Source organism: Methyloversatilis universalis FAM5, from assembly GCF_000214035.2.
In the GTDB taxonomy this organism is placed as follows: Bacteria; Pseudomonadota; Gammaproteobacteria; order Burkholderiales; family Rhodocyclaceae; genus Methyloversatilis; species Methyloversatilis universalis.
Genome location: NZ_AFHG01000053.1, coordinates 146,139 through 164,489, shown reverse-complemented (window position 1 = coordinate 164,489; position 18,351 = coordinate 146,139). Strand labels below are relative to the sequence as shown.

Below are 18,351 nucleotides of genomic sequence, written 5' to 3'. Positions count from 1 at the left end.
GGTTGTTCTGGGGGGTCAGGCGAGCGGCAGCAGCGCGCGGTGTGCGCTGCCCGGCAGGGTGCGCAGCGTGGCGCCTTCGCTGAGCGTGTAGCTGCGCGATTTCACGGTGCTGACGAAATGCCAGGTGGCGCGGCATTCGTCGCGGGTGGCGGTGAGCACCAGGAAGCCGCGGTGGCCGGTTTCGGCGTACTTGAGGTCGGGTATGGCGTCGACCATCCACTGCGCCACCACTTCCGGCGCGTCGGTGCGGCGGGTCACTTCCATGCCGGGCGAAGACACGCCGGGCGTGGCGAACTCGACGCCGATGCGGTGGCCGTCGGCATCGACCAGATCGCTGGCCCACGCGTTGTGGGTGTCGCCGGCCACCACCACCAGGTTCTTGTCCAGCCGGCGGGCGGCGGCATACACCGCCTCGCGGGCGGCGGCGTAGCCGTCCCAGGCGTCGGTGCTGCGCGGGATGGCCGGCTGGTTCAGCACGTAGCGCTCGGCGCGGGTGAGATCGTCCGGGCGGGTCGCGGCCTTCTCGTTCAGCGCGATCCAGTTCGAGATCGAAATCTGGTCCAGCGCGATGGCGGCCGGAATTTCGGCGCGCGCCATCAGCACCTGCTGGCCCAGCACCTGCCAGGTGGCGGTGGACGCTTCCAGCCGCGACTCCAGCCAGGCCTGCTGTTCGCTGCCCAGCATCTGGCGCGAAGAGGCGCCCATCGCGGCGCGCAGCGCATTGGCATCGATGCCGTCCGGGCCGACGAAGTCACCGAAGGACAGCTGTTCGGTACGCGCCAGCAGGCGGGTTTCCAGCATGTGCAGCGACAGCAGGTCGCCGAAGTCGAAGGAGCGGTAGATGCGGCGCAGGTCGCTGGTGTCCGGCGTGCGCACCGGCAGCCACTCGTGATAGGCCTTCAGCGCGGCGTTGCGTCGGGTCGAGTAGTCGCCTTCGGTGGCCGGCGTGTGGTTGGCGGCGCCGCTCACATAGGTGTTGTTGCACACCTCGTGGTCGTCCCACACCGGAATCAGCGGCAGCGACGCGGTCAGCGCCTGCAGGCCGGCGTCGCTGCGATAGAGCGCGTGGCGGGTGCGGTAGTCGGCCAGCGTGATGCACTCGCCGGCCGGCAGCACTTCGCGGCCGAGCGCGGCGGCATCGTCGCTGGCGTAGCCGCCGCGGCCGTATTCGTACATGTAGTCGCCGAGGTGCAGCGCGGCGTGCAGGTCGTCCATGCGCGCCGCTTCGGCATAGGCGTGGAAATAGCCGGCCGGGAAGTTGGAGCAGGAGAACACTGCCAGCTTCACCTGATCGACCGCGCCTTCGGGCAGCGTGCGAGTGCGGCCCACCGGCGAGCGCTGGCCGGCGTACGTGAAGCGGTAGTGGTAGCGGGTGTCCGGGCTGAGACCGTCGACGTCGATCTTCACGGTGAAGTCGCGGGTGGCATTCGTGCGGAACTGGCCGCTGCGCACCACGCGCGAGAAACCGGCATCGGTCGCCACTTCCCAGTTCACGCGCGGATTGGCGTCGCCGGGCGCGCTGACCCGGGTCCACAGGATGACCCGGCGCGCCAGCGGGTCGCCGCTCGCGATGCCGTGCAGGAAGGGGGCCGCGGCGGCGGCCGGACGGCTGTGCAGCAGGACGGGCGTGGCGAGGGCGGCGGCGCCCAGCGTGCCGATGAAGCGGCGGCGGCCGGAGTGATGCGTGCTCATGGGAGTCGGTGCGGTGCGTGAAAACGGAAGCCGCGCAGTGTCCGGGTGGCCGATGACAGTTCGCACCGCTGAACCGGCGGCCGGCATGGTCCGTTCGGATCAATCCCTACCCATCGGCCCCGCGCCACCGGCCGGTGCCGACGTGATCCGGATCACGCTGCGCCTCAGGTCGTTTGCTGCGCGCCGAACCGCATTTGGCCGGGTGCCGGCGAACCTGCCGGCACCCGCCGAAATCGGCGTCTGGCGTACATCGGGCGCCGCAGCGGGGATTGCGCCCGGCCCTGCCTCGCAGCCGGCGCTCGCCGGGCGCCCTCGCTGCGTTTCAATATCTCTGTAACGAAAAAGCAATCAAGCATTGATTCGTTCGTCACGATGGGGGCGGCGGCTAGGCTGGATTCATCGGTGTGCCGGAGGTCCGTGCGCACCGCGCCCGCCGTGGCGCCGACATCCGGTCCTCTCCGGTCGGCGGCTGCAGCCGGTGCAGTCCGGAGGAATGCCCTTGAACCTGGGTCTGGTCGATCTGTTCCACGTCATCATCACGCTGGCCGTGCTGCTGAGCTGCGCGCATCTGGGCGGCTATGCCGCCGCGCGCCTGCGCATTCCGCCCATGGTGGGCGAACTGGCCGGTGGCCTGCTGCTGGGCCAGACCGTGCTGAAAAGACTGTGGCCGGATGCCCACGGCTGGCTGCTGCCGGCCCTGCCCGCCACCGGTGGCACGGTGCCGCCGGTGCTCACCGTGCTGAGCTTCTGCAGCACCATAGGCCTGCTGCTGCTCATGTTCATCGGTGGATTGCAGCTGCGCCGCCTGCTCACCCGCGACGACACCGGCTCGGTCGGCTGGGTGGCCGCCACCGGTGTCATCGTGCCGGTAGGCGCCGGCCTGCTGCTGTTCGAGCTGGTGGATTTCAGCCCCTATGCCGGCAGTGCCGGCCATCTGGGGGCGCTCAAGATCGTGCTGCTGATCGAGCTGGCCATCACCAGCATTCCGGTCATTGCGCGCATCTTCATCGACCTCGGCCTCATGCACACCCGGCTCGCCCGCATCGTGCTGTCGGTGGCGGTGATCGAGGACGTGCTGCTCTACGTCGCGCTGTCGATCGCCCTCGGCATGGTGCAGGCGAGCGCCGGTGGCGATGCGTCGGTGCTCACCGGGCTGGGCATCGGCCCGGCGGAACCCGCGTTCGTGATCTGGCACATCGCGGCCAGCCTGCTGCTGCTCGCGGTGGCGGCCTGGGGATTCGGGCCGGTGCGGACGCCGGAGGGCGAAGCCTGCGCCCGCTTCAATTTCATCGCCCGGCGCAGTCCGCTGGCCTGGCTGTTCACGTCGGTGCTGGTGACCACCGGCGTCGCCATGCTGCTCGGGCTGGCGCCGATGTTCGGCGCGCTGGTGGCCGGCATCGTGGCGTCACGCAACACCCACGCCGACGTGGTGAAGGCGCAGCAGCAGGTGGAATCGGTCGGCCTGGGCTTCTTCATTCCGCTCTACTTCGCGCTGATCGGCGTGTCGCTGGACCTGATCCGCGACTTCGACTGGCGTCTCACGGTCGGCATCCTGCTGTTCGGCAGCATCGTCAAGTACGGCGGTGCGCTGATCGGCGGTCTGTTCGCGCGCGAACCGCTGCCGATGGCGAATGCGCTGGCGATCAGCGTCAATGCGCGCGGCGGGCCCGGCCTGCTGGTGGCGGCCACCGCCTTTTCGGCCGGCATCGTGAATCCGGTCGCCTACACCAGCCTGGTCATACTGTCGGTGCTGACCTCGGTCGGCGCCGGTCTTTTCCTCGCCCACCTGCTGCGCACCCGGCCCGCGGTGGCCGAACTGATCGCCGGCGATACCTCATCGCGACACCGGTCCGCGGGGCAGCCCGCCGCCGTGTAGGCCCGCGCCGCCGGGCGCCGGGGCCCGGCTTTGCACAGCCGGCCGCCCCGGTTTGCTCAATTTGACCGACAATGCCGCTGCCGCGCTGTCTTCGCGCGGTATTTTCCCGGTCATGGACATACAACGCAGTGCCCCCCTTGAAGCGGTGATGGATCTGTTGCTCGACGCGGTCTGCGTCGTCGACCGAGAGGGCCATTTCCTTTTCGTCAGTGCCGCATTCGAGCGCATCTTCGGCTACCGCTGCGACGAAGTGGTGGGCCGCGCGATGATCGAATACGTGCTGCCCGAGGACCGTGAGCGCACGCTGCGTGCCGCGGCCGAAATCATGTCCGGCGAGCCCAAGCTCAGTTTCGAGAACCGCTACGTGCGCAAGGACGGGCGCGTGGTCCACGTCATGTGGTCGGCGCGCTGGTCGGAGAACGAGCAGGTGCGGGTGGCGGTCGCGCACGACATCACCGCCCGCAAGCGTGCGGAGTCGATGCAGACCGCGATGTACGCCATGTCGGAAGCGGCGCATGTGGCGACCGATCCGTTCGAACTGCTGGCGCTGGCCCACCGCATCGTGGCCGACCTGCTGCCGGCGGACCGCGCCATGGTCGCGGTGCGCAACGACACCGATGGCGCGCTCAACATTGCCTATGCCGCCGATGCCCAGGGGCTGCCTGCTGATGCCCTGCCGGCGCGCTGTCTGGAATTCTGCGAGGACATCGTGCGTCGCGGCGAACCGGAAATGCGTGCGCTCGACGACGGCGAACAGTGGCTGGGCGCACCGCTCTCGTCAGCCGACGACAGGCTGGGCGCGATTGCGCTGAAGCGCCGTGCCGGCGGGCCGCTGTTTGCCGTGCGCGACCGCGACCTGCTGCACTTCGTGGCCACCCAGATCGCCACCGCGCTCGAACGCATGCGCCTGCAGACGCGGCTGCGTCGCATGGCGCAGTACGACGCGCTGACCGGCCTGCCCAACCGGGCGCTGCTGCACGATCGCATCGACACCGCCATCGCGGTCGCCCGCCGCGCCCGTGGCCGGCTGGCGCTGCTCTATCTCGATCTGAACCGCTTCAAGGACGTGAACGACACGCTGGGTCACGCCGCCGGCGATCAGCTGCTGCAGGAAATCGCGCAGCGGCTGCGCCGCGCGGTGCGCGACGCCGACACGGTCGCGCGCCTCGGTGGCGATGAATTCGTGGTGCTGCTGGGCGATCTGACCCAGGCGGCCGATGCGGCCCACGTGGCCGACAAGATCGGCGAAGCCCTGCGACCGCCCTTCGTGGTCGAGGGGCGTGAGCTGGAAGTCAGCGCCAGCATCGGCGTCGCCCACTGGCCCGAGGACGGGGACGGCACCAAGGAACTGCTGCTGACCGCGGATGCGGCGATGTACGCGGCGAAAAGAAGGCGCTGAGGACGGCGCTGAAGACGCCCGCTCGGGCGCCACACGGCTCAGCCGCTCAGAGCGCGCGCCCCCAGGCGATGCCGAGAATGTGTTCGCTCAGATGCACGTCCGCCTCGCCGCCGCCGAAGGGTACGGCCGGAATTGAAGCGCTGCCGCGCACGGTTTCGCGGAAGGCGCGGGTGTAGGACAGACTCAGTTCGCCGCCAGCGGTTTTCCAGGTCGCACCGATGCTCGCGTGGTCGCGCACCACGCCCGGTGCCAGGATGTTGAGCAGCGTCTGGCCGGACGGGACCGGTGCCGACACGTGGCTGTAGCCGGCGCGCAGCGTCAGGTTATCGCTCCACTCGTAGCCTGCGCCGAGCTTCCACACCGTCACGTCGCGCCAGCCGAAACCCGGACCGTCGTTTGAACCGAGCGGGTTGCCGGCGAACAGCGGCGCCAGCGTGCGGCCGACCGAAGGCACGCCGCTGTATTCGATGCGCTGCACGTCGGCCGCCAGCGTGAGCGCACGGGTGGCCTGCCAGGCGAGGCCGGCGCCGTAGTTCTCGGGCACGTCGAAGCCGCCGCCTTCGGCGAACAGTCCGCGGTACTTGTCGAAGTCGCCCATGCGCGTCTTGGACGCCCAGGTCAGGCCCACGGTCAGCGTCGGCGACAGCCGGCCGGTGTAGCCCAGGCGCAGGCCCCAGCCGGTGGCGTCGTCGCGTCCCTGATCCGACACATTGCCGGGAGCGGCGGAGAAGCCCGCGAAAGGCTGTATGCCCTTGGCCTTGAACTGCTGCCAGGCCAGGTTCACCGCCACCCCGACCGCGTGATCCGGCGTGATGCGCCAGGCCAGCGACGGCGACACGAAAACCTGTGCCAGATCGATGCCGGCATTGCCCTGCGCGCCGAAGCTGCGGAAGGGGTTGCGGCGGTAGTCGGTGTTCATGCCGCCATTGCCATAGACCGCGACACCGAAGGCGTAGTCGCCGCCGAACTGACGCACATAGCCCAGCTCGGGAATGAAGAAATTGCGCGTGTCGTTGCCATCGTAGCGGCCGTCCAGACCTGCGCCGTTGCCGGAGATCTCGGCGCCGCGACTGGGCCGGAACCACACCGCGCCGACGTCGATCCGGTTGCCGACGAAGGCGGTACCCGCCGGATTGGTGGCGGCCGGCAGTCCGTCCTGCGGCAGCGCGATGCCCACGCCGGCCATGCCCTGCGACTTCACGCCGTAGCCGTGCTGCAGGTAACCGTTGGTGGCGAAGGCGGGCGCTGCGGCGAGTGCGGCGAGCAGGGGAAAGGACAGCAGGTGTCGCAGCGTCATGATCGTATCGGTATCGACGGGAACGCGGAGCTTACGAAGCGGCGCTCACCGGCCCAACCAATATTTCCTGCTGAGCTCTTCAGCTTTCTCCGATGCGTTGTGGGCCTGTGTCGATGAACTGGAGCCGTGCCAGTTGCGCATACAGCCCGCCACGCGCCATCAGTTCGGCATGGGTGCCGGATTCCACCGCGTGGCCGTGGTCGAGCACGACGATGCGGTCGGCGCGCTGCACGGTCGACAGCCGGTGCGCCACCACCAGCGTGGTACGGCTGGCCATCAGCGGTTCCAGTGCGGCCTGCACCATGCGTTCGCTTTCGGCGTCGAGCGCCGAGGTGGCTTCGTCCAGCAGCAGGATGGGCCGGTCGGCCAGGATGGCGCGGGCGATGGCGATGCGCTGGCGCTGGCCACCCGAGAGGCGCACGCCGCGCTCGCCCAGCGGGCTGTCGTATCCACCGGGCAGGTCGCGGATGAAGGCATCGGCAAAGGCCGCCTTGCAGGCGGCGCGCACTTCGTCGTCGCTCGCGTCCGGCCGCGCGTAACGCACGTTGTCCGCCACGCTGGCGGCGAAGATGACCGCTTCCTGCGGAACCAGCGCGATGCGGGCGCGCAGTACGGCCGGGTCGGTGCAGTGCAGCGGTACGCCGTCGATCTCGACTGTGCCGGACTGCGGATCGTAGAAGCGCAGCAGCAGCTGGAACAGCGTGGATTTGCCGGCGCCCGAAGGGCCGACCAGCGCCACCGTTTCGCCGGCGCGCACGTCGAGGTCGAAGCGGTCCAGTGCCGGGCTGTCCGGGCGGCTGGGGTAGCAGAAGCGCACGCTGCGGAAGGCGATGTCGCCGCGCGCGGGCGAGGGCATCGGCAAGGGGGCGGCCGGCGCGGCGATCGCCGGCCGCGTGTCCAGCAGTTCGATCAGCCGTTCGGTGGCCCCCGCCGCGCGCTGCAGTTCGCCCCACACCTCGGCCAGTGCGCCGACCGAACTGGCCACGATGGCGGCATAGAACACGAAGGCCGACAGTTCGCCGGCCGACAGCCGGCCGTCCAGCACGTCGTGGCCGCCCACCCACAGGATGAGGGCGACCGAGCCGAACACCAGCAGGATGACCATCACGATCATCACCGCGGTATGCCGGTAGCGGCGCACGCCGGTGGCGAAGCTGCGCTCGACCAGTTCCGCGAAGTGGCTGCGGTCCGCGTCCTCGTGATTGCTGGCCTGCACGATACGGATGGCATGAACCGTTTCGTCGATGTGGGTACCCAGATCCGCCAACCGTGCCTGCCGCTCGCGCGACAGGCCGCGTACGCGGCGGCCGAACAGCACGATGGGGGCCACCACCAGCGGCACGCCGGCCAGCACCAGCAGCGTGAGCCGGCCACTGGTCAGCGCCAGCATGACCAGCCCGCCGATCAGCAGCAGCGTGTTGCGCAGCGCGATCGACAGCGTCGAACCGACCGTGTTCTCGATCTGTGCGGTGTCGTTGGTCAGCCTTGAAATGACGTCGCCGGTGCGCCCGGCTTCGAAGAAGGACGGCGGCAGCGACAGCAGGTGGGCATATACCTTCGTCCTCAGGTCAGCCGCCACCCGCTCGCCCAGCCAGGACACGTTGTAGAAGCGCAGCCAGGTTGCGGCCGCCAGCAGCAGCACCAGGCCCAGCGTCGCGGCCAGCGCGCGGTCCAGCCACTGCGGATCGGCGGCGGCAAAGCCGCGATCGATCACGGTGCGCAGGCCCTGGCCGAGCGCCAGGGCCGAGCCCGCGGCCAGCATCAGGCCGAGCGCAGCCAGCAGCAGCCGGCCGCGATGCGGGCGTATCAGCGCCCACATCACCTGCCGTATCCGCTTCAGGTCGGGCCGGGTGCCTTCTATTCTCGATTCAGTCACGCAAAGTCATCCTTTTTCAGGTATATTCGCGCCCCTACCCAAGTGCGCGGGTGGCGAAATTGGTAGACGCGCTGTCTTGAGGGGGCAGTGCCGCAAGGCGTGAGAGTTCGAGTCTCTCTCCGCGCACCACACCTTCCGTACCGTTCAAGGTACTGCCTCACCGGGCTCTCCGGTGCGGGCAATCCGGGTTCCCCGGTTCAGAAATCCAGATTTCATCCGTTGTCGTCTCTTTGCGGCCGCGTGCAGCACGCCCTGTCCGGCGTCCTGCGCTTTGTTACTATGCGCGTCGCAATTCCCAGCCACTCTATCAACCAACGACTTCCTGACTACGAGCAGGAGGCGGACAAGGTCGGAGAAGGAGACGACGATGGCGCTGGACAAGGCCCTGCTCGGGCGCTTGCTGCAATTGAACGAACCGTGGACGGTACGTGACTTCCGATTCGATCCGGGTGCGAGGCGGGTCGATGCATGGATAGGCCTTGAAGTTCAACGCGGATGGTTCGGCCTGGGTCGCAAGCAGGCCGATCAGGAGGGCGCTGAACGGGTCTGGCGTCACATCGATCTCGCGGGGTGGCGCTGCCACCTGCATGTGCTGGCGCCCGCCAGCGCTGATCTGAGCGCCCTGCCCTGGGCCGGGCCGGCCGACATGCCCTTCTCGCAGGCGCTTTCCAAACAGGTATTCGCGCTGTTCAACGAGGGCGTATCGCTGAACGGCATCTGCGCCATCACCGGCATTCCTCTGCAGGAACTGTGGAAGTTCAAGTTCGCGCTCGACCAGGGCAAGACCGCGATCACCGATCCGGCCCGGGTGGCTGCAGCCGCGCAGGCGGCGGTGGCCGGCGACGCGGCGGCACCGGCGTCCGCTGCGTCCGATGACGACGTACCTGATGTCGCCGACCCGGTGTGGCTGCAGCTGATCGAAGGGCGGCGTGACATCGACATCCGCGCACTCAGCCTGAAGCTGCTGATGACCCGTCTGCGCAGCCAGATGGAAGTGATCACCGACGACGAGGTGCGCATGCTCAAGCTGCGCGAGCTGCACCGCTACTTCGTCAAGAACGCCCGCATGCTCGGTCACGAACTGGCGCAGCTGCGCACGCACTGAACATACCGGACCACTCCCGATGACGACTCAGCACCCGTCCGCCCTGAGCGGACGCATGATGGGGCTGTCCGAAGCGACGGCCCTCATCCGCGCAGGCGGCCACTACAGCATCGCCGGCGACGAGGCGCTGCTGCGCCAGCTGCCGCGCGGCCACTGGATTGGCGGCACCATTCCCTATTTCATGGGGCAGGACGGTGGCGTCACCACGCGCGACCAGCTCTATGTCGCTGCGGTGCCGGTGCTCGGCGGCGCGCCTGAAATCCGCTTCTACGACCCGATCAGCCTCGAGCGCGTGTGTGCCGACGGCCCGGACAACGGCTTCTCCATCATCGTCATGCCGGCGTTCTCGGCGGTGCATTCGCTGTTCGCGCGCAATGCGCCGGGCTATGAGGACATGTACATCAAGCCGCTGGTGGGCTGGATTTCCGGCATTCATCTGGCCGACCTCGGCCGCGCCAGCCCGCTGGTGGTGAATGGCGAAACGCTGGAATTCGACGGCGAGCGCGCGCTGGTGATGCATGTGCCGCTGCCGGAAACCAAGTACGCGCAGATCGACATCATCAACCTGTTCACCCAGGGCGAGGGCGACCGCATCCGCTTCCCGGCCAAGGGTTTCAGCGCATCGGACTGTCTGATCAACGATCAGCCGGGCAACTTCGCGCAGTACGTCGCTTCGCGCGCGATCGACACCAAGCTGCCGCTGGTGGCCGATTACAGCGGCGCCATGATCAACGTGAGCATCAAGGCGGTCGATGCCGCCAAGGGCACGGTGGATTTCTACGCCCCGGTATTCGACGACATCGAGTACCGCTTCGCCGCGCCGGTGCCCGATTACGTGAGCGCCTTCCATGCATCGCTGCCGGCGCAGACCGGGCCGATCGGCTTCAGCTGCAACTGCGTGCTGAACTATCTGTACAGCGAACTGGAGGGCAAGCGCGTGCCGGCCATGCTGGGCCCGATGACCTTCGGCGAAGTGGCTTACCAGCTGCTGAACCAGACGCTGGTGTATCTCACCATCGAAGGCTGAGCCGTTCGCCGGCCCCTGCCGGGCGCCTCTCGCCGGAGCGGCGCCCGGTTCGGGTGACGGATGGCTGCCGCCGCGCGGCGGTCAAGCGCCTTGCGCGATCATCCGTCAGCAGTCCGGCGCCCGGATGCGGAATCTTCCCAAAAGGCGAGTGCCCGGTCGCGGGGTGACTGGCGTAGCATCAGCGCTTTCACACCGCATACCCTGCTTCACATGAACGACATGAATTCGCAATCGCGCCGGCTCGCGCTGGTCATCGATGCCGACAACGCCCAGCCCTCGCTGATCCAGCCGGTGCTGCTGGCCGCCGCCTCGCGCGGCCGGGTGACGGTACGCCGCATCTACGGCGACTGGACCTCGCCCAACATGACCAGCTGGAAGGCCTATCTGCTCGATCACTCGATCCGGCCGATCCAGCAGTTCCGCATCGTCGGCGGCAAGAACGCCACCGACAGCGCGATGATCATCGACGCCATGGACCTGCTGCATTCCGGCCTGGTCGATGGCTTCTGCATCGTGTCCAGCGATTCCGACTTCACCTCGCTGGCCCGCCGCATCCAGGAAAGCGGTCTGTTCGTGATGGGCGTCGGCCGCCGCACCACGCCAGTGGCCTTCCAGCGCGCCTGTGAGGAATTCGTATTCACCGACGACATGCGCGCCGCGCCGCCGCTGTCGGCGCAGAAGAAAAAGCCGACGGCCGCGCCGGCGCGCAACGAACAGTCGCGCAAGCCGCGCAACCGCCAGCCGGACGCGCAGATTCTCGAACTGCTGTCACAGGGCATCCGTTCGGCCACCGACGAGGACAGCGGCTGGGCCGGCATCGGCCGGGTCGGCCAGATCGTGCGCCAGTTCGAACCGGGCTTCAGCCACAAGGATTATGGCCACGCCAGCCTGTCCGGCCTGCTGGAAAGCCATCCGGAACTGTTCCGTCTGCACAAGGGCGACAACGGTCAGGCCCAGGTGCAGCTGATCGAGCGTGCGGCGGACAAGCAGCTCGAACTGCTGCCAGAGCCCCTGCCGGAAGCGCTGCCCGAAGCCGGCAGCGAGGCGGCCAACGATCTGCCGGCGGCCGAAGCCCCTGCCGCCAAGTCGCGCCGCAGCCGCACGCCGCGCAAGACCAAGCCGGTGGCCGAAGCCGCCGCACCGGCGTCGGCCGAAGCGGTGGATGCCGCCGAGCCCGCCGCGCCCGCACCGGCCGCCGAGAGCGGCGAAGCCAAGCCGCCCCGCAGCCGCGCGCCGCGCCGCAGTCGCGCGCGCAAACCGGCCGCGGATACCCCGGCCGGCTGAGGTTCAGCCGGTCGTCGTGGTCGTCGGTACGGCCGCCGGCTTCGGCGGCCAGAAGAAGTCGCGCGGCCGGCTCAGGAAGCGGCGTGCCAGCTTCACCGACAGGCCGCGGGTGTCCTCCGGCCCGATGCCGCGCGAGCGCAGCGCGGTCTTCATCGCGAGACTGAAGCTCACCATGAGGTTGGTCAGGCCGACCAGAGCGACGCCCAGCGCGCTGATCGCGATGGTCTGCCAGGCCAGATCGAAATCCAGCGCGTGCAGGCCGTAGGCCAGATTGGCCGAAGCGAAGGCCACGTGCCGGATGTCCAGCGGAAGGCCCAGCAGCTGGCCGATGATCGGGGTGCAGCCCAGCATGCAGCCGAACAGGAAATTCCCCATCAGCGCGCCGAGGTTGTGTTCGACATAGTCGGCCAGCCGGCCCAGCCGCGCCTCGCCCAGCAGGCTCTTCAGCCATTTCACCCGGCGCAGCCGCTCCGGTACCCGGTGATACAGCGACTGGTTGTCGTAGTAGCCGGAAATGAGGCCGCTCAGGAACAGATAGACGCCGGCGATCGCCGCGTGCACCAGCGCCAGGCTCTGCCAGGGGTGCAGGTCGTGCAGCAGGTGGGCGCCCTTGACCGGGTCCACCGGATGCCAGCCGAAGAACTGGCCGCCCACCATGACGATGGCCAGCGCGGTCAGGAAGCCGATCGACACGTTGCCGGCGATCGATATCCATTGTGTGCGGCTGACCTGGGCCGCGAGGTCGGCCAGCACGTTCAGCCGTGCTTCGCGGTTCTGCTTGCCATCGAGTGCCGCCGCCAGCGTGGCGGCGGTCATCGCCGGCTGCTTGGTGGCGATGGTCAGGTGCAGGATGTGCACCAGCACGAAGCCGAGACCGTAATTCAGGCTGTAGGCCACCGCCTCCCACACCGGGGGCAGGCCGAGCTTGGCGCTCAGTATCTTGATCATCGCCATGCTGCCGATGATCAGGCCGGCGCCGGCGGCCGCCCGGAACATGCCGAAGAACTCGCCGCGTGATTCGGTCACGTAGTGCTCGCCCGACTTGCTCGCCTGTTCGGTGACGCGACGTGCCAGCAGCTGCGTCGTGCCCTGGAAGAGGTCGCGTACGCTGTGCCGGCGGTTCTCCTGCCGCACCAGACCGAGGAAGAAGTCGATTGCGCGCGCCCGCACGGTGGGGGCGTCGTCTTCCGGCGCCGGCTCCACCAGCGTGCGCAGCAGGCGCAGCCGTTCGACGATCTGTTCGATGCGCGCCAGCACGAATACCAGGTTTACGCCGACGCCGGCCTCGCGCGAGCGGCGCCGTATCGTATCGACATAGCTCATGCACTGGTCCAGCAGCACCTCGAGGTGGCCGTCGTGTGACGCGGGTTCCTTGCTGTGGGCATGGCGGTCGATGAAGGCGCGCACTTCGTCGCTCTGTGCGAGGAAGGGCGATTCGTGCCGCGCCAGCGAAGGCAGGTAGCGCAGCAGCGCCTGTTCCATGCCGAGTGCGGCGAGCCGGTGCGAGGCCATGCGCATCGCTTCGAACAGTTCGTGGCGGCACTGCCGGCGCGCGTCGGCGAAGCGCTCGCCCTCCACGTCCAGCGTGTCGAGCAGCAGCAGCCAGTCTTCGCGCGGCAGCGCGCTCATCCATTCACCATCCTGCGCGTCGTCGAAGATTTCGCTGAACAGGCTGCGCAGGAAATCGCGGTCCACCGCCGGCGGCAGCATGCGGCCGAGCAGTCGGCTGCCCAGTCCGCTGAAGAAGCCCTGATTGGCCAGCACGCCGGATTCGGAATACAGCGTGCGGTGCATGCGCGCCGCCAGCACCGCGTTCAGATGCTGACCGAGTGCGGCCGCCAGCTCCGGGCGCGCGGCCAGCAGCCGCAGCAGCGCGCGGAAGCGCGATTCGGCGACTTCATGTGTTTCTCGTCCGGCCGGGCGGATCAGCGCGATCAGCCGGGCCAGCGTTTCGCCGCCGGTGTCGCCGGCATGGCGGGACAGGTCTTCGAGCAGTGCCGTCAGTTCGGCGACGTAGGCGGTGCTGTGTGTCGTCATAGGCGGAACCGGTGCTGAAGGAGGGGAGTTGAACGCTGAACAGGCGGTCCGGTTCCCCGGACGCTCAGGCGGAGGATACGTGCGCCACCCGGCCGTCGACCAGTTCGATGCGACGGTCGCAGCGCGCCGCCAGTCGCGGATCGTGGGTGACGATGAGGCAGGCGCTGCCGCGTTCGCGGTTGAATTCGCGCAGCAGCGCGAAGATGTCGTCGGCGGTGTGGGTGTCCAGATTGCCGGTCGGTTCGTCCGCGAGGATGAGACGCGGCGAGCGCGACAGCGCACGGGCGATGGCCACCCGCTGCTGCTGGCCGCCGGACAGCTGGTTGGCCTTCTTGTGCTCGTGCCCCTTGAGCCCGACCCGCAGCAGCAGGTCGCGCGAGATGGCTTCCGCATCGGCGGTGGCCACGCCCTGTTCGATGATGGACGGCATCATCACGTTCTCCAGCGCGGTGAAGGCCGGCAGCAGATGATGGAACTGGAATACGAAGCCGATATGACGGCCGCGCAGCACGGTGAGCGCCTGTTCCTTCAGGCCGGCGGTTTCGCTGCCGGCGATCGCCAGGTCGCCGGAAGTCGGGCGCTCCAGCAGACCGATCAGGTTCAGCAGCGTGCTCTTGCCGGAGCCGCTGGGGCCGATCAGCGCGCAGAACTCGCCCTCGGCCAGTTCGATGTCGATGCCATGCAGCACCTCGGTTTCCACCGGCGTACCCACCCCGTACGACTTGCGCAGGCCGCGCAGCGAAACGATGGCTGTCATGCCCTGATCGCCTGTACCGGGTCCATCTTGGCCGCGCGCCGCGCCGGAATCAGCGCCGCCAGCACGCCCACCACCAGCGCGATCAGCGCGGCCGACAGCGCGATGCCGGTGTCGAGCTGCGGCTGGAACAGCGGTGCGCCATCGCCGGTGCGATAGACCGATGAGAAGAACTGCAGCAGCCCCCAGGCCAGACCGACCCCGGCCAGCGCGCCGGTGAAGCCTACCAGCCCGCCCTGCAGCAGGAAGATACCCATGATGCGGTTGGAGCTGGTGCCCATCGCGCGCAGGATGCCGATCTCCTTCTGCTTCTGCACCACGCTCACCACCAGCACGCTCGATATGCCGAGCGCCACGATGACGATGACGAAGCTGCGGATCAGGTTGTTCGACACCGTCTGGTTGCGCAGTGCGGCCAGCAGCTGCGAGTTGGTGGTCATCCAGCTGTCGACGGTCAGGCCGCTGCCGGCCTGCAGCCGCTCGCTCACGTCCTGCGCGTCGAAAATGTCGGTCACCGTGATGTCGATGTTGGACACGCCGCCCGGCAGATCCAGCAGCGACTGCGCCAGCTTCATCGTGGTGAACACCCAGCGCCGGTTCAGGTCCTTGTTGCCGATGTCGAACAGACCGGTGATCTGCAGCAGTTCGTCCCGCCCGCCCGCCGCGCGCACGAACACCTTGTCGCCCACGGTGACGCCCAGATCCTTGGCCAGTTCGATGCCGATGATGGCGTTGGTGCCCTCGACATGGAAGGTGCCGCGCGTCATGTAGCCGTCCATTTTCACGATGCGCCGGTAGCGGTCGGCATCCACGCCCATCAGTGCTACCGACTTGCTGGCGCGCCCGCGCAGCGCGAAGGCCGGCCCGCTCACCACCGGCGACACCGCCACCACCCGCGGCTGCGCTTCGGCCAGCTTCACCATCGCCTCCCACTGGTCGATCGAACGCAGGCGCTGCGCGCGCGGCTCGATCACCGCGATGCTGGCCGGGTCGTTCAGCGCGCGCTGGTTGGCTTCTTCCAGCGGCCGCATCACCACATGCGCCTGACTGCCGAGCACGCGGTCGATGATGGTGGCCTGGAGCTGCGAAATGAGCTGCGACAGGAACACGATGACCGCCACGCCGCCGGTTACGCCGAGCAGGATGAGCGCGGTCTGCATGCGCCCCTCGCGCAGGAAGCGCAGCGCCACCAGGAATTCGAACGGTAGCTTGGGCCGTGCCATGGGCGTGTTCAGCGGCCGAGGTTGGGCGTCGGGCCGGGCGCGCCGCGCGGCGGCTTGAGGCGGATGTGGTCGCCATCGACCGCACCGCCCGCCGGCAGGATGGCGACTTCGCCTTCGTTCAGCCCGTCGGTGATTTCGACCCGGCCGACGCCGCGCAGGCCGATCTTCACCGGCACCCGGACCGCATTGCCGTCGCGCGCGAGCAGCACCCAGGGAGTCGTGCCATCGACGTCGCGGACCGCTTCCAGCGGCAGCGACAGGGCGGTCGGCTTGCGGCCGATCACCACTTCGACCGACACCGTCATGTCAGGCCGCAGGAAAGCCGGCGGCGCCGGTACCCGCAGGCGCACCTCCACCGTGCCGCGCTGGGCGTCGATGGCCGGCGACAGGTAATACACGACCGCGTCGAAGGACTGGCCGGGGAAGGCGTCGGCGACCGCCTGCGCGTGCGCGTCGAGCTGCAGGTAGCGCAGATTCTTTTCGTCCAGCGTGGCGTGGATGCGGGTTTCGCCGTTCTCGGCCAGCGTGAGCAGCGCGCGGCCGGCCTGGGCCACGTCCCCCGGTTCGGCGTCGCGTGCGATCACCAGCGCATCGACCGGTGCGCGCAGCGTGAGCAGATCGCGTTTCGCGCGCGCGGTATCGAGCGCGGCGGTGGCCTGGGCCAGCCGCGCCTGGGCGGTGGCGCGCTCGGCACCGCGCGGCGTGTTGGCGTCGCGCTGGGCCTGCGCGGTGCGCAGCTGGGCGCGCGCGTTGTCGAGCTGGCGCGCGGCTTCATCCAGCTTCGACGGTGAGTAGAACTGCTGCGCCACCAGCGCCTGTGCCCGCTGGTACTCGGCTTCCGCCACGCGCAGATTGGCTTCCGCCTGTTTCACCGCCTGCTCGGCCACCGGCAGGCCGACCGCGTCGAGCTGGGTGAAGCGCGCCTGCGCTTCGGCGATCTGCGAGCGCGCCTGTTCGATCGCCGCGTCGGCGTCGGTGGCCCGCAGTTTTACCAGCGCGTCGCCGGCCTGCACCCGCGCGCCCTCCCGCACTGCCACCGCGTCGATGATGGCGGTGACCTGGGTGCCCAGTTCGATGCGCGACGGCGTGGCGACACGACCGGTCGCCACCACGCTCTGGGTGAGCGGCGAACGTTCGACTTTCACGACATCGACAGGGACGCCGCGCGGCCAGAGCAGCCATGCAGCCAGCACTGCCGCGGCCAGCAGCAGTGCGATCAGGTGACGGGTTTTCATCGGGGAAATCGGCAGGAAGGTGCGGAGGCGTAAGCGGAACGTGAGCGTCGGTCAGGACCGGGGCGCGAGCAGTGTATCGATCAGGGCGTCGAGTTGCCGGTGATCTGGGTTGCCGATGATGCGTTTGACGATGCGGCCATCGCGGTCCACCAGAAAGCTGGTGGGCGTGGCGCGGATGCCGCCGAAACCGTGGTCGGCTTCGGCGACCGGGTCGAAGCCTACGCGAAACGGCAATCTTTCGCGCTGGGCAAAGGCCTGTACCTGCACCGGGGCGTCGTAGGACATGGCCACCGCCACCACTTCGAAGCCGCGGCCGGCGTAGCGGCGATGGGTGTCCGCCAGCCCCGGCATGCCCCGGATGCAGGGGCCGCAGGAGGTGGACCAGAAGTTCACCAGACGCACCCGGCCGTCCGGCTGACCCAGATCAAGCGTGCCGCCGTCCAGCAGCGCGATCCTGACCGGAGGCACCTGTTCCGGATGCCCGCTTCCGCGCAGCAGCCACACGACGGCGATCAGCGCGACCAGCACTAACGGCGATACCCATTTGCGATTCATAATCCGGATTCGTACTTCACACAGCGGAAAGGTTGGACCATGCGCGCAATTGTCGGTTTTGTGGCCTGTCTTGTCATGTGTACCCAGGTGTGGGCGATTTCGCTGTCCGACCTGTCGGACAAGGACGCCGGCGGAGGCCTGAAGGAGGCCCTGAGCCAGGGGGCGTCCAAGGCGGTTGCCCTGCTCGGCAAGCAGGACGGATTCCTGAAGAACCCCAAGGTGAAGATTCCGATGCCCGATGGCCTGCGTCAGGCGGAAAAGCTGATGCGCACCTTCGGCATGAAGAAGCAGGCGGACGAACTGATCACCTCGATGAACCGCGCGGCCGAAGCTGCGGTGCCGGAAGCGAAGGAGCTGCTGGTGGGCGCGGTGAAGGACATGAGCGTCGAGGACGCCAAGAAGATCCTGACCGGCGGCGAAACCTCGGGCACCGAGTACTTCAAGGGCAAGACCTCGGCCCAGCTGAAGGAACGCTTCAAGCCCATCGTGCAGAAGGCGATGGACAAGGTGGGTCTGGCCAAGACCTACGAGAAGTTCGCGTCCAAGGGGGCGCAGTATGGCGTGATCAGCAAGGAGGACGCCGACCTCGACAACTACGTGACGCAGAAGACGCTGGACGGCCTGTTCACGATGGTGGCGGAAGAAGAGAAGGCCATCCGCAAGAACCCGGTGGGCGCGGCCGGCGATCTGGCGAAGAAGGTGTTCGGCGCGCTGGGCAAGTGATCATGGCGGTCGATCCGGCACTCATCGTCCGGCGCAAGCACGCCGAGGACGTGGCCGCGCTGATCGCCGGCAAGGGCTGGGACGCCGTGCGCGCGGCGTCCGAACTGGGGGTGTCGGTGGTGCAGGTCGAGCGCATCCTGCGCGGCGAGGTCGAGCACGTGCCGACCCAGCACCTGAAGGACATGCGCAGCAAGCTGTGCGGCAGCGCGCTCTGCGGCTGCTGAGCAGGCGCCCGCCCGGTCGCTGACCAGGGCGGGTGCGCCCGCTG

At 68.5% G+C, this 18,351-nt stretch carries 15 protein-coding genes and 1 tRNA gene; 8 read left to right on the top strand and 8 right to left on the bottom strand.

The window, feature by feature from the left end:
• Positions 1-15: 15 nt before the first annotated feature.
• Positions 16-1,692: an alkaline phosphatase D family protein gene (locus METUNV1_RS14775; protein WP_008063150.1), complete on the bottom strand. Its 1,677-nt coding sequence runs from the start codon at positions 1,690-1,692 to the stop codon at positions 16-18.
• Positions 1,693-2,185: 493 nt separating this feature from the next.
• On the opposite strand from METUNV1_RS14775, the gene METUNV1_RS14770 reads away from it, so the two are divergent.
• Both METUNV1_RS14770 and METUNV1_RS14765 read left to right on the top strand, forming a co-directional pair.
• The gene (locus METUNV1_RS14770) at positions 2,186-3,568 is read left to right on the top strand and encodes a cation:proton antiporter (protein WP_232416315.1); all 1,383 of its coding nucleotides are present in this window, start codon (positions 2,186-2,188) and stop codon (positions 3,566-3,568) included.
• A 112-nt stretch (positions 3,569-3,680) separates the two neighbouring features.
• The gene (locus tag METUNV1_RS14765; protein WP_008063145.1) at positions 3,681-4,967 is read left to right on the top strand and encodes a GGDEF domain-containing protein; all 1,287 of its coding nucleotides are present in this window, start codon (positions 3,681-3,683) and stop codon (positions 4,965-4,967) included.
• Between the two features lie 46 nt (positions 4,968-5,013).
• Here the strand turns inward: METUNV1_RS14765 and METUNV1_RS14760 are convergent, their stop codons facing one another.
• Positions 5,014-6,264 (bottom strand): OmpP1/FadL family transporter, encoded by a 1,251-nt coding sequence (locus METUNV1_RS14760; RefSeq protein ID WP_008063144.1) that lies wholly within the window; start codon positions 6,262-6,264, stop codon positions 5,014-5,016.
• A gap of 79 nt (positions 6,265-6,343) precedes the next feature.
• Positions 6,344-8,083, bottom strand: a complete 1,740-nt coding sequence (locus METUNV1_RS14755) for an ABC transporter transmembrane domain-containing protein (protein ID WP_008063143.1) — start codon at positions 8,081-8,083, stop codon at positions 6,344-6,346.
• Positions 8,084-8,184: 101 nt separating this feature from the next.
• Here METUNV1_RS14755 and METUNV1_RS14750 point away from each other — a divergent pair.
• The 4 genes from METUNV1_RS14750 (at position 8,185) to METUNV1_RS14735 (ending at position 11,556) form a co-directional block, all read left to right on the top strand.
• Positions 8,185-8,269 (top strand) — tRNA-Leu (locus tag METUNV1_RS14750).
• Between the two features lie 238 nt (positions 8,270-8,507).
• Positions 8,508-9,245 carry a hypothetical protein gene (locus METUNV1_RS14745; protein WP_008063142.1) on the top strand — a complete coding sequence of 246 codons (738 nt, stop codon included), beginning with the start codon at positions 8,508-8,510 and terminating at the stop codon, positions 9,243-9,245.
• A 19-nt stretch (positions 9,246-9,264) separates the two neighbouring features.
• Positions 9,265-10,272, top strand: a complete 1,008-nt coding sequence (locus METUNV1_RS14740; RefSeq protein ID WP_008063141.1) for a DUF6976 family protein — start codon at positions 9,265-9,267, stop codon at positions 10,270-10,272.
• A 219-nt stretch (positions 10,273-10,491) separates the two neighbouring features.
• A complete protein-coding gene (locus METUNV1_RS14735; RefSeq protein ID WP_232416316.1) occupies positions 10,492-11,556 on the top strand; it encodes an NYN domain-containing protein in 1,065 nt (354 codons plus the stop codon).
• Positions 11,557-11,559: 3 nt separating this feature from the next.
• Here METUNV1_RS14735 and METUNV1_RS14730 read toward each other — a convergent pair whose 3' ends face one another.
• From METUNV1_RS14730 to METUNV1_RS14710, 5 genes are all read right to left on the bottom strand, one after another.
• Positions 11,560-13,593: a site-specific recombinase gene (locus tag METUNV1_RS14730; RefSeq protein WP_008063139.1), complete on the bottom strand. Its 2,034-nt coding sequence runs from the start codon at positions 13,591-13,593 to the stop codon at positions 11,560-11,562.
• 64 nt (positions 13,594-13,657) lie between these two features.
• Entirely contained in the window at positions 13,658-14,350 is a 693-nt protein-coding gene (locus tag METUNV1_RS14725) for an ABC transporter ATP-binding protein (RefSeq protein WP_008063137.1), read from the bottom strand.
• Positions 14,347-15,570 (bottom strand): ABC transporter permease, encoded by a 1,224-nt coding sequence (locus METUNV1_RS14720; RefSeq protein ID WP_008063135.1) that lies wholly within the window; start codon positions 15,568-15,570, stop codon positions 14,347-14,349. The genes METUNV1_RS14725 and METUNV1_RS14720 overlap by 4 nt, the downstream gene beginning before the upstream one ends.
• 8 nt (positions 15,571-15,578) lie before the next feature.
• Positions 15,579-16,805 (bottom strand): efflux RND transporter periplasmic adaptor subunit, encoded by a 1,227-nt coding sequence (locus METUNV1_RS14715; protein ID WP_008063133.1) that lies wholly within the window; start codon positions 16,803-16,805, stop codon positions 15,579-15,581.
• A 51-nt stretch (positions 16,806-16,856) separates the two neighbouring features.
• Entirely contained in the window at positions 16,857-17,360 is a 504-nt protein-coding gene (locus tag METUNV1_RS14710; RefSeq protein WP_193374317.1) for a TlpA disulfide reductase family protein, read from the bottom strand.
• A 39-nt stretch (positions 17,361-17,399) separates the two neighbouring features.
• On the opposite strand from METUNV1_RS14710, the gene METUNV1_RS14705 reads away from it, so the two are divergent.
• On the top strand, positions 17,400-18,083 hold the full coding sequence (locus tag METUNV1_RS14705; RefSeq protein ID WP_043359986.1) for a DUF4197 domain-containing protein: 684 nt from the start codon (positions 17,400-17,402) through the stop codon (positions 18,081-18,083).
• Positions 18,084-18,085: 2 nt separating this feature from the next.
• Positions 18,086-18,307: a hypothetical protein gene (locus tag METUNV1_RS14700; RefSeq protein ID WP_008063130.1), complete on the top strand. Its 222-nt coding sequence runs from the start codon at positions 18,086-18,088 to the stop codon at positions 18,305-18,307.
• Positions 18,308-18,351: the final 44 nt, after the last annotated feature.

Excerpts from the sequence above, each read along its gene's own strand:
- METUNV1_RS14710 (WP_193374317.1), bottom strand. The coding sequence starts at position 17,360 with ATGAATCGCAAATGGGTATCGCCGTTAGTGCTGGTCGCGCTGATCGCC.
- METUNV1_RS14700 (WP_008063130.1), top strand. The coding sequence starts at position 18,086 with ATGGCGGTCGATCCGGCACTCATCGTCCGGCGCAAGCACGCCGAGGAC.
- METUNV1_RS14715 (WP_008063133.1), bottom strand. The coding sequence starts at position 16,805 with ATGAAAACCCGTCACCTGATCGCACTGCTGCTGGCCGCGGCAGTGCTG.
- METUNV1_RS14725 (WP_008063137.1), bottom strand. The coding sequence starts at position 14,350 with ATGACAGCCATCGTTTCGCTGCGCGGCCTGCGCAAGTCGTACGGGGTG.
- METUNV1_RS14720 (WP_008063135.1), bottom strand. The coding sequence starts at position 15,570 with ATGGCACGGCCCAAGCTACCGTTCGAATTCCTGGTGGCGCTGCGCTTC.
- METUNV1_RS14730 (WP_008063139.1), bottom strand. The coding sequence starts at position 13,593 with ATGACGACACACAGCACCGCCTACGTCGCCGAACTGACGGCACTGCTC.
- METUNV1_RS14775 (WP_008063150.1), bottom strand. The coding sequence starts at position 1,692 with ATGAGCACGCATCACTCCGGCCGCCGCCGCTTCATCGGCACGCTGGGC.
- METUNV1_RS14760 (WP_008063144.1), bottom strand. The coding sequence starts at position 6,264 with ATGACGCTGCGACACCTGCTGTCCTTTCCCCTGCTCGCCGCACTCGCC.
- METUNV1_RS14735 (WP_232416316.1), top strand. The coding sequence starts at position 10,492 with ATGAATTCGCAATCGCGCCGGCTCGCGCTGGTCATCGATGCCGACAAC.
- METUNV1_RS14705 (WP_043359986.1), top strand. The coding sequence starts at position 17,400 with ATGCGCGCAATTGTCGGTTTTGTGGCCTGTCTTGTCATGTGTACCCAG.
- METUNV1_RS14745 (WP_008063142.1), top strand. The coding sequence starts at position 8,508 with ATGGCGCTGGACAAGGCCCTGCTCGGGCGCTTGCTGCAATTGAACGAA.
- METUNV1_RS14770 (WP_232416315.1), top strand. The coding sequence starts at position 2,186 with ATGCCCTTGAACCTGGGTCTGGTCGATCTGTTCCACGTCATCATCACG.
- METUNV1_RS14755 (WP_008063143.1), bottom strand. The coding sequence starts at position 8,083 with ATGTGGGCGCTGATACGCCCGCATCGCGGCCGGCTGCTGCTGGCTGCG.
- METUNV1_RS14765 (WP_008063145.1), top strand. The coding sequence starts at position 3,681 with ATGGACATACAACGCAGTGCCCCCCTTGAAGCGGTGATGGATCTGTTG.
- METUNV1_RS14740 (WP_008063141.1), top strand. The coding sequence starts at position 9,265 with ATGACGACTCAGCACCCGTCCGCCCTGAGCGGACGCATGATGGGGCTG.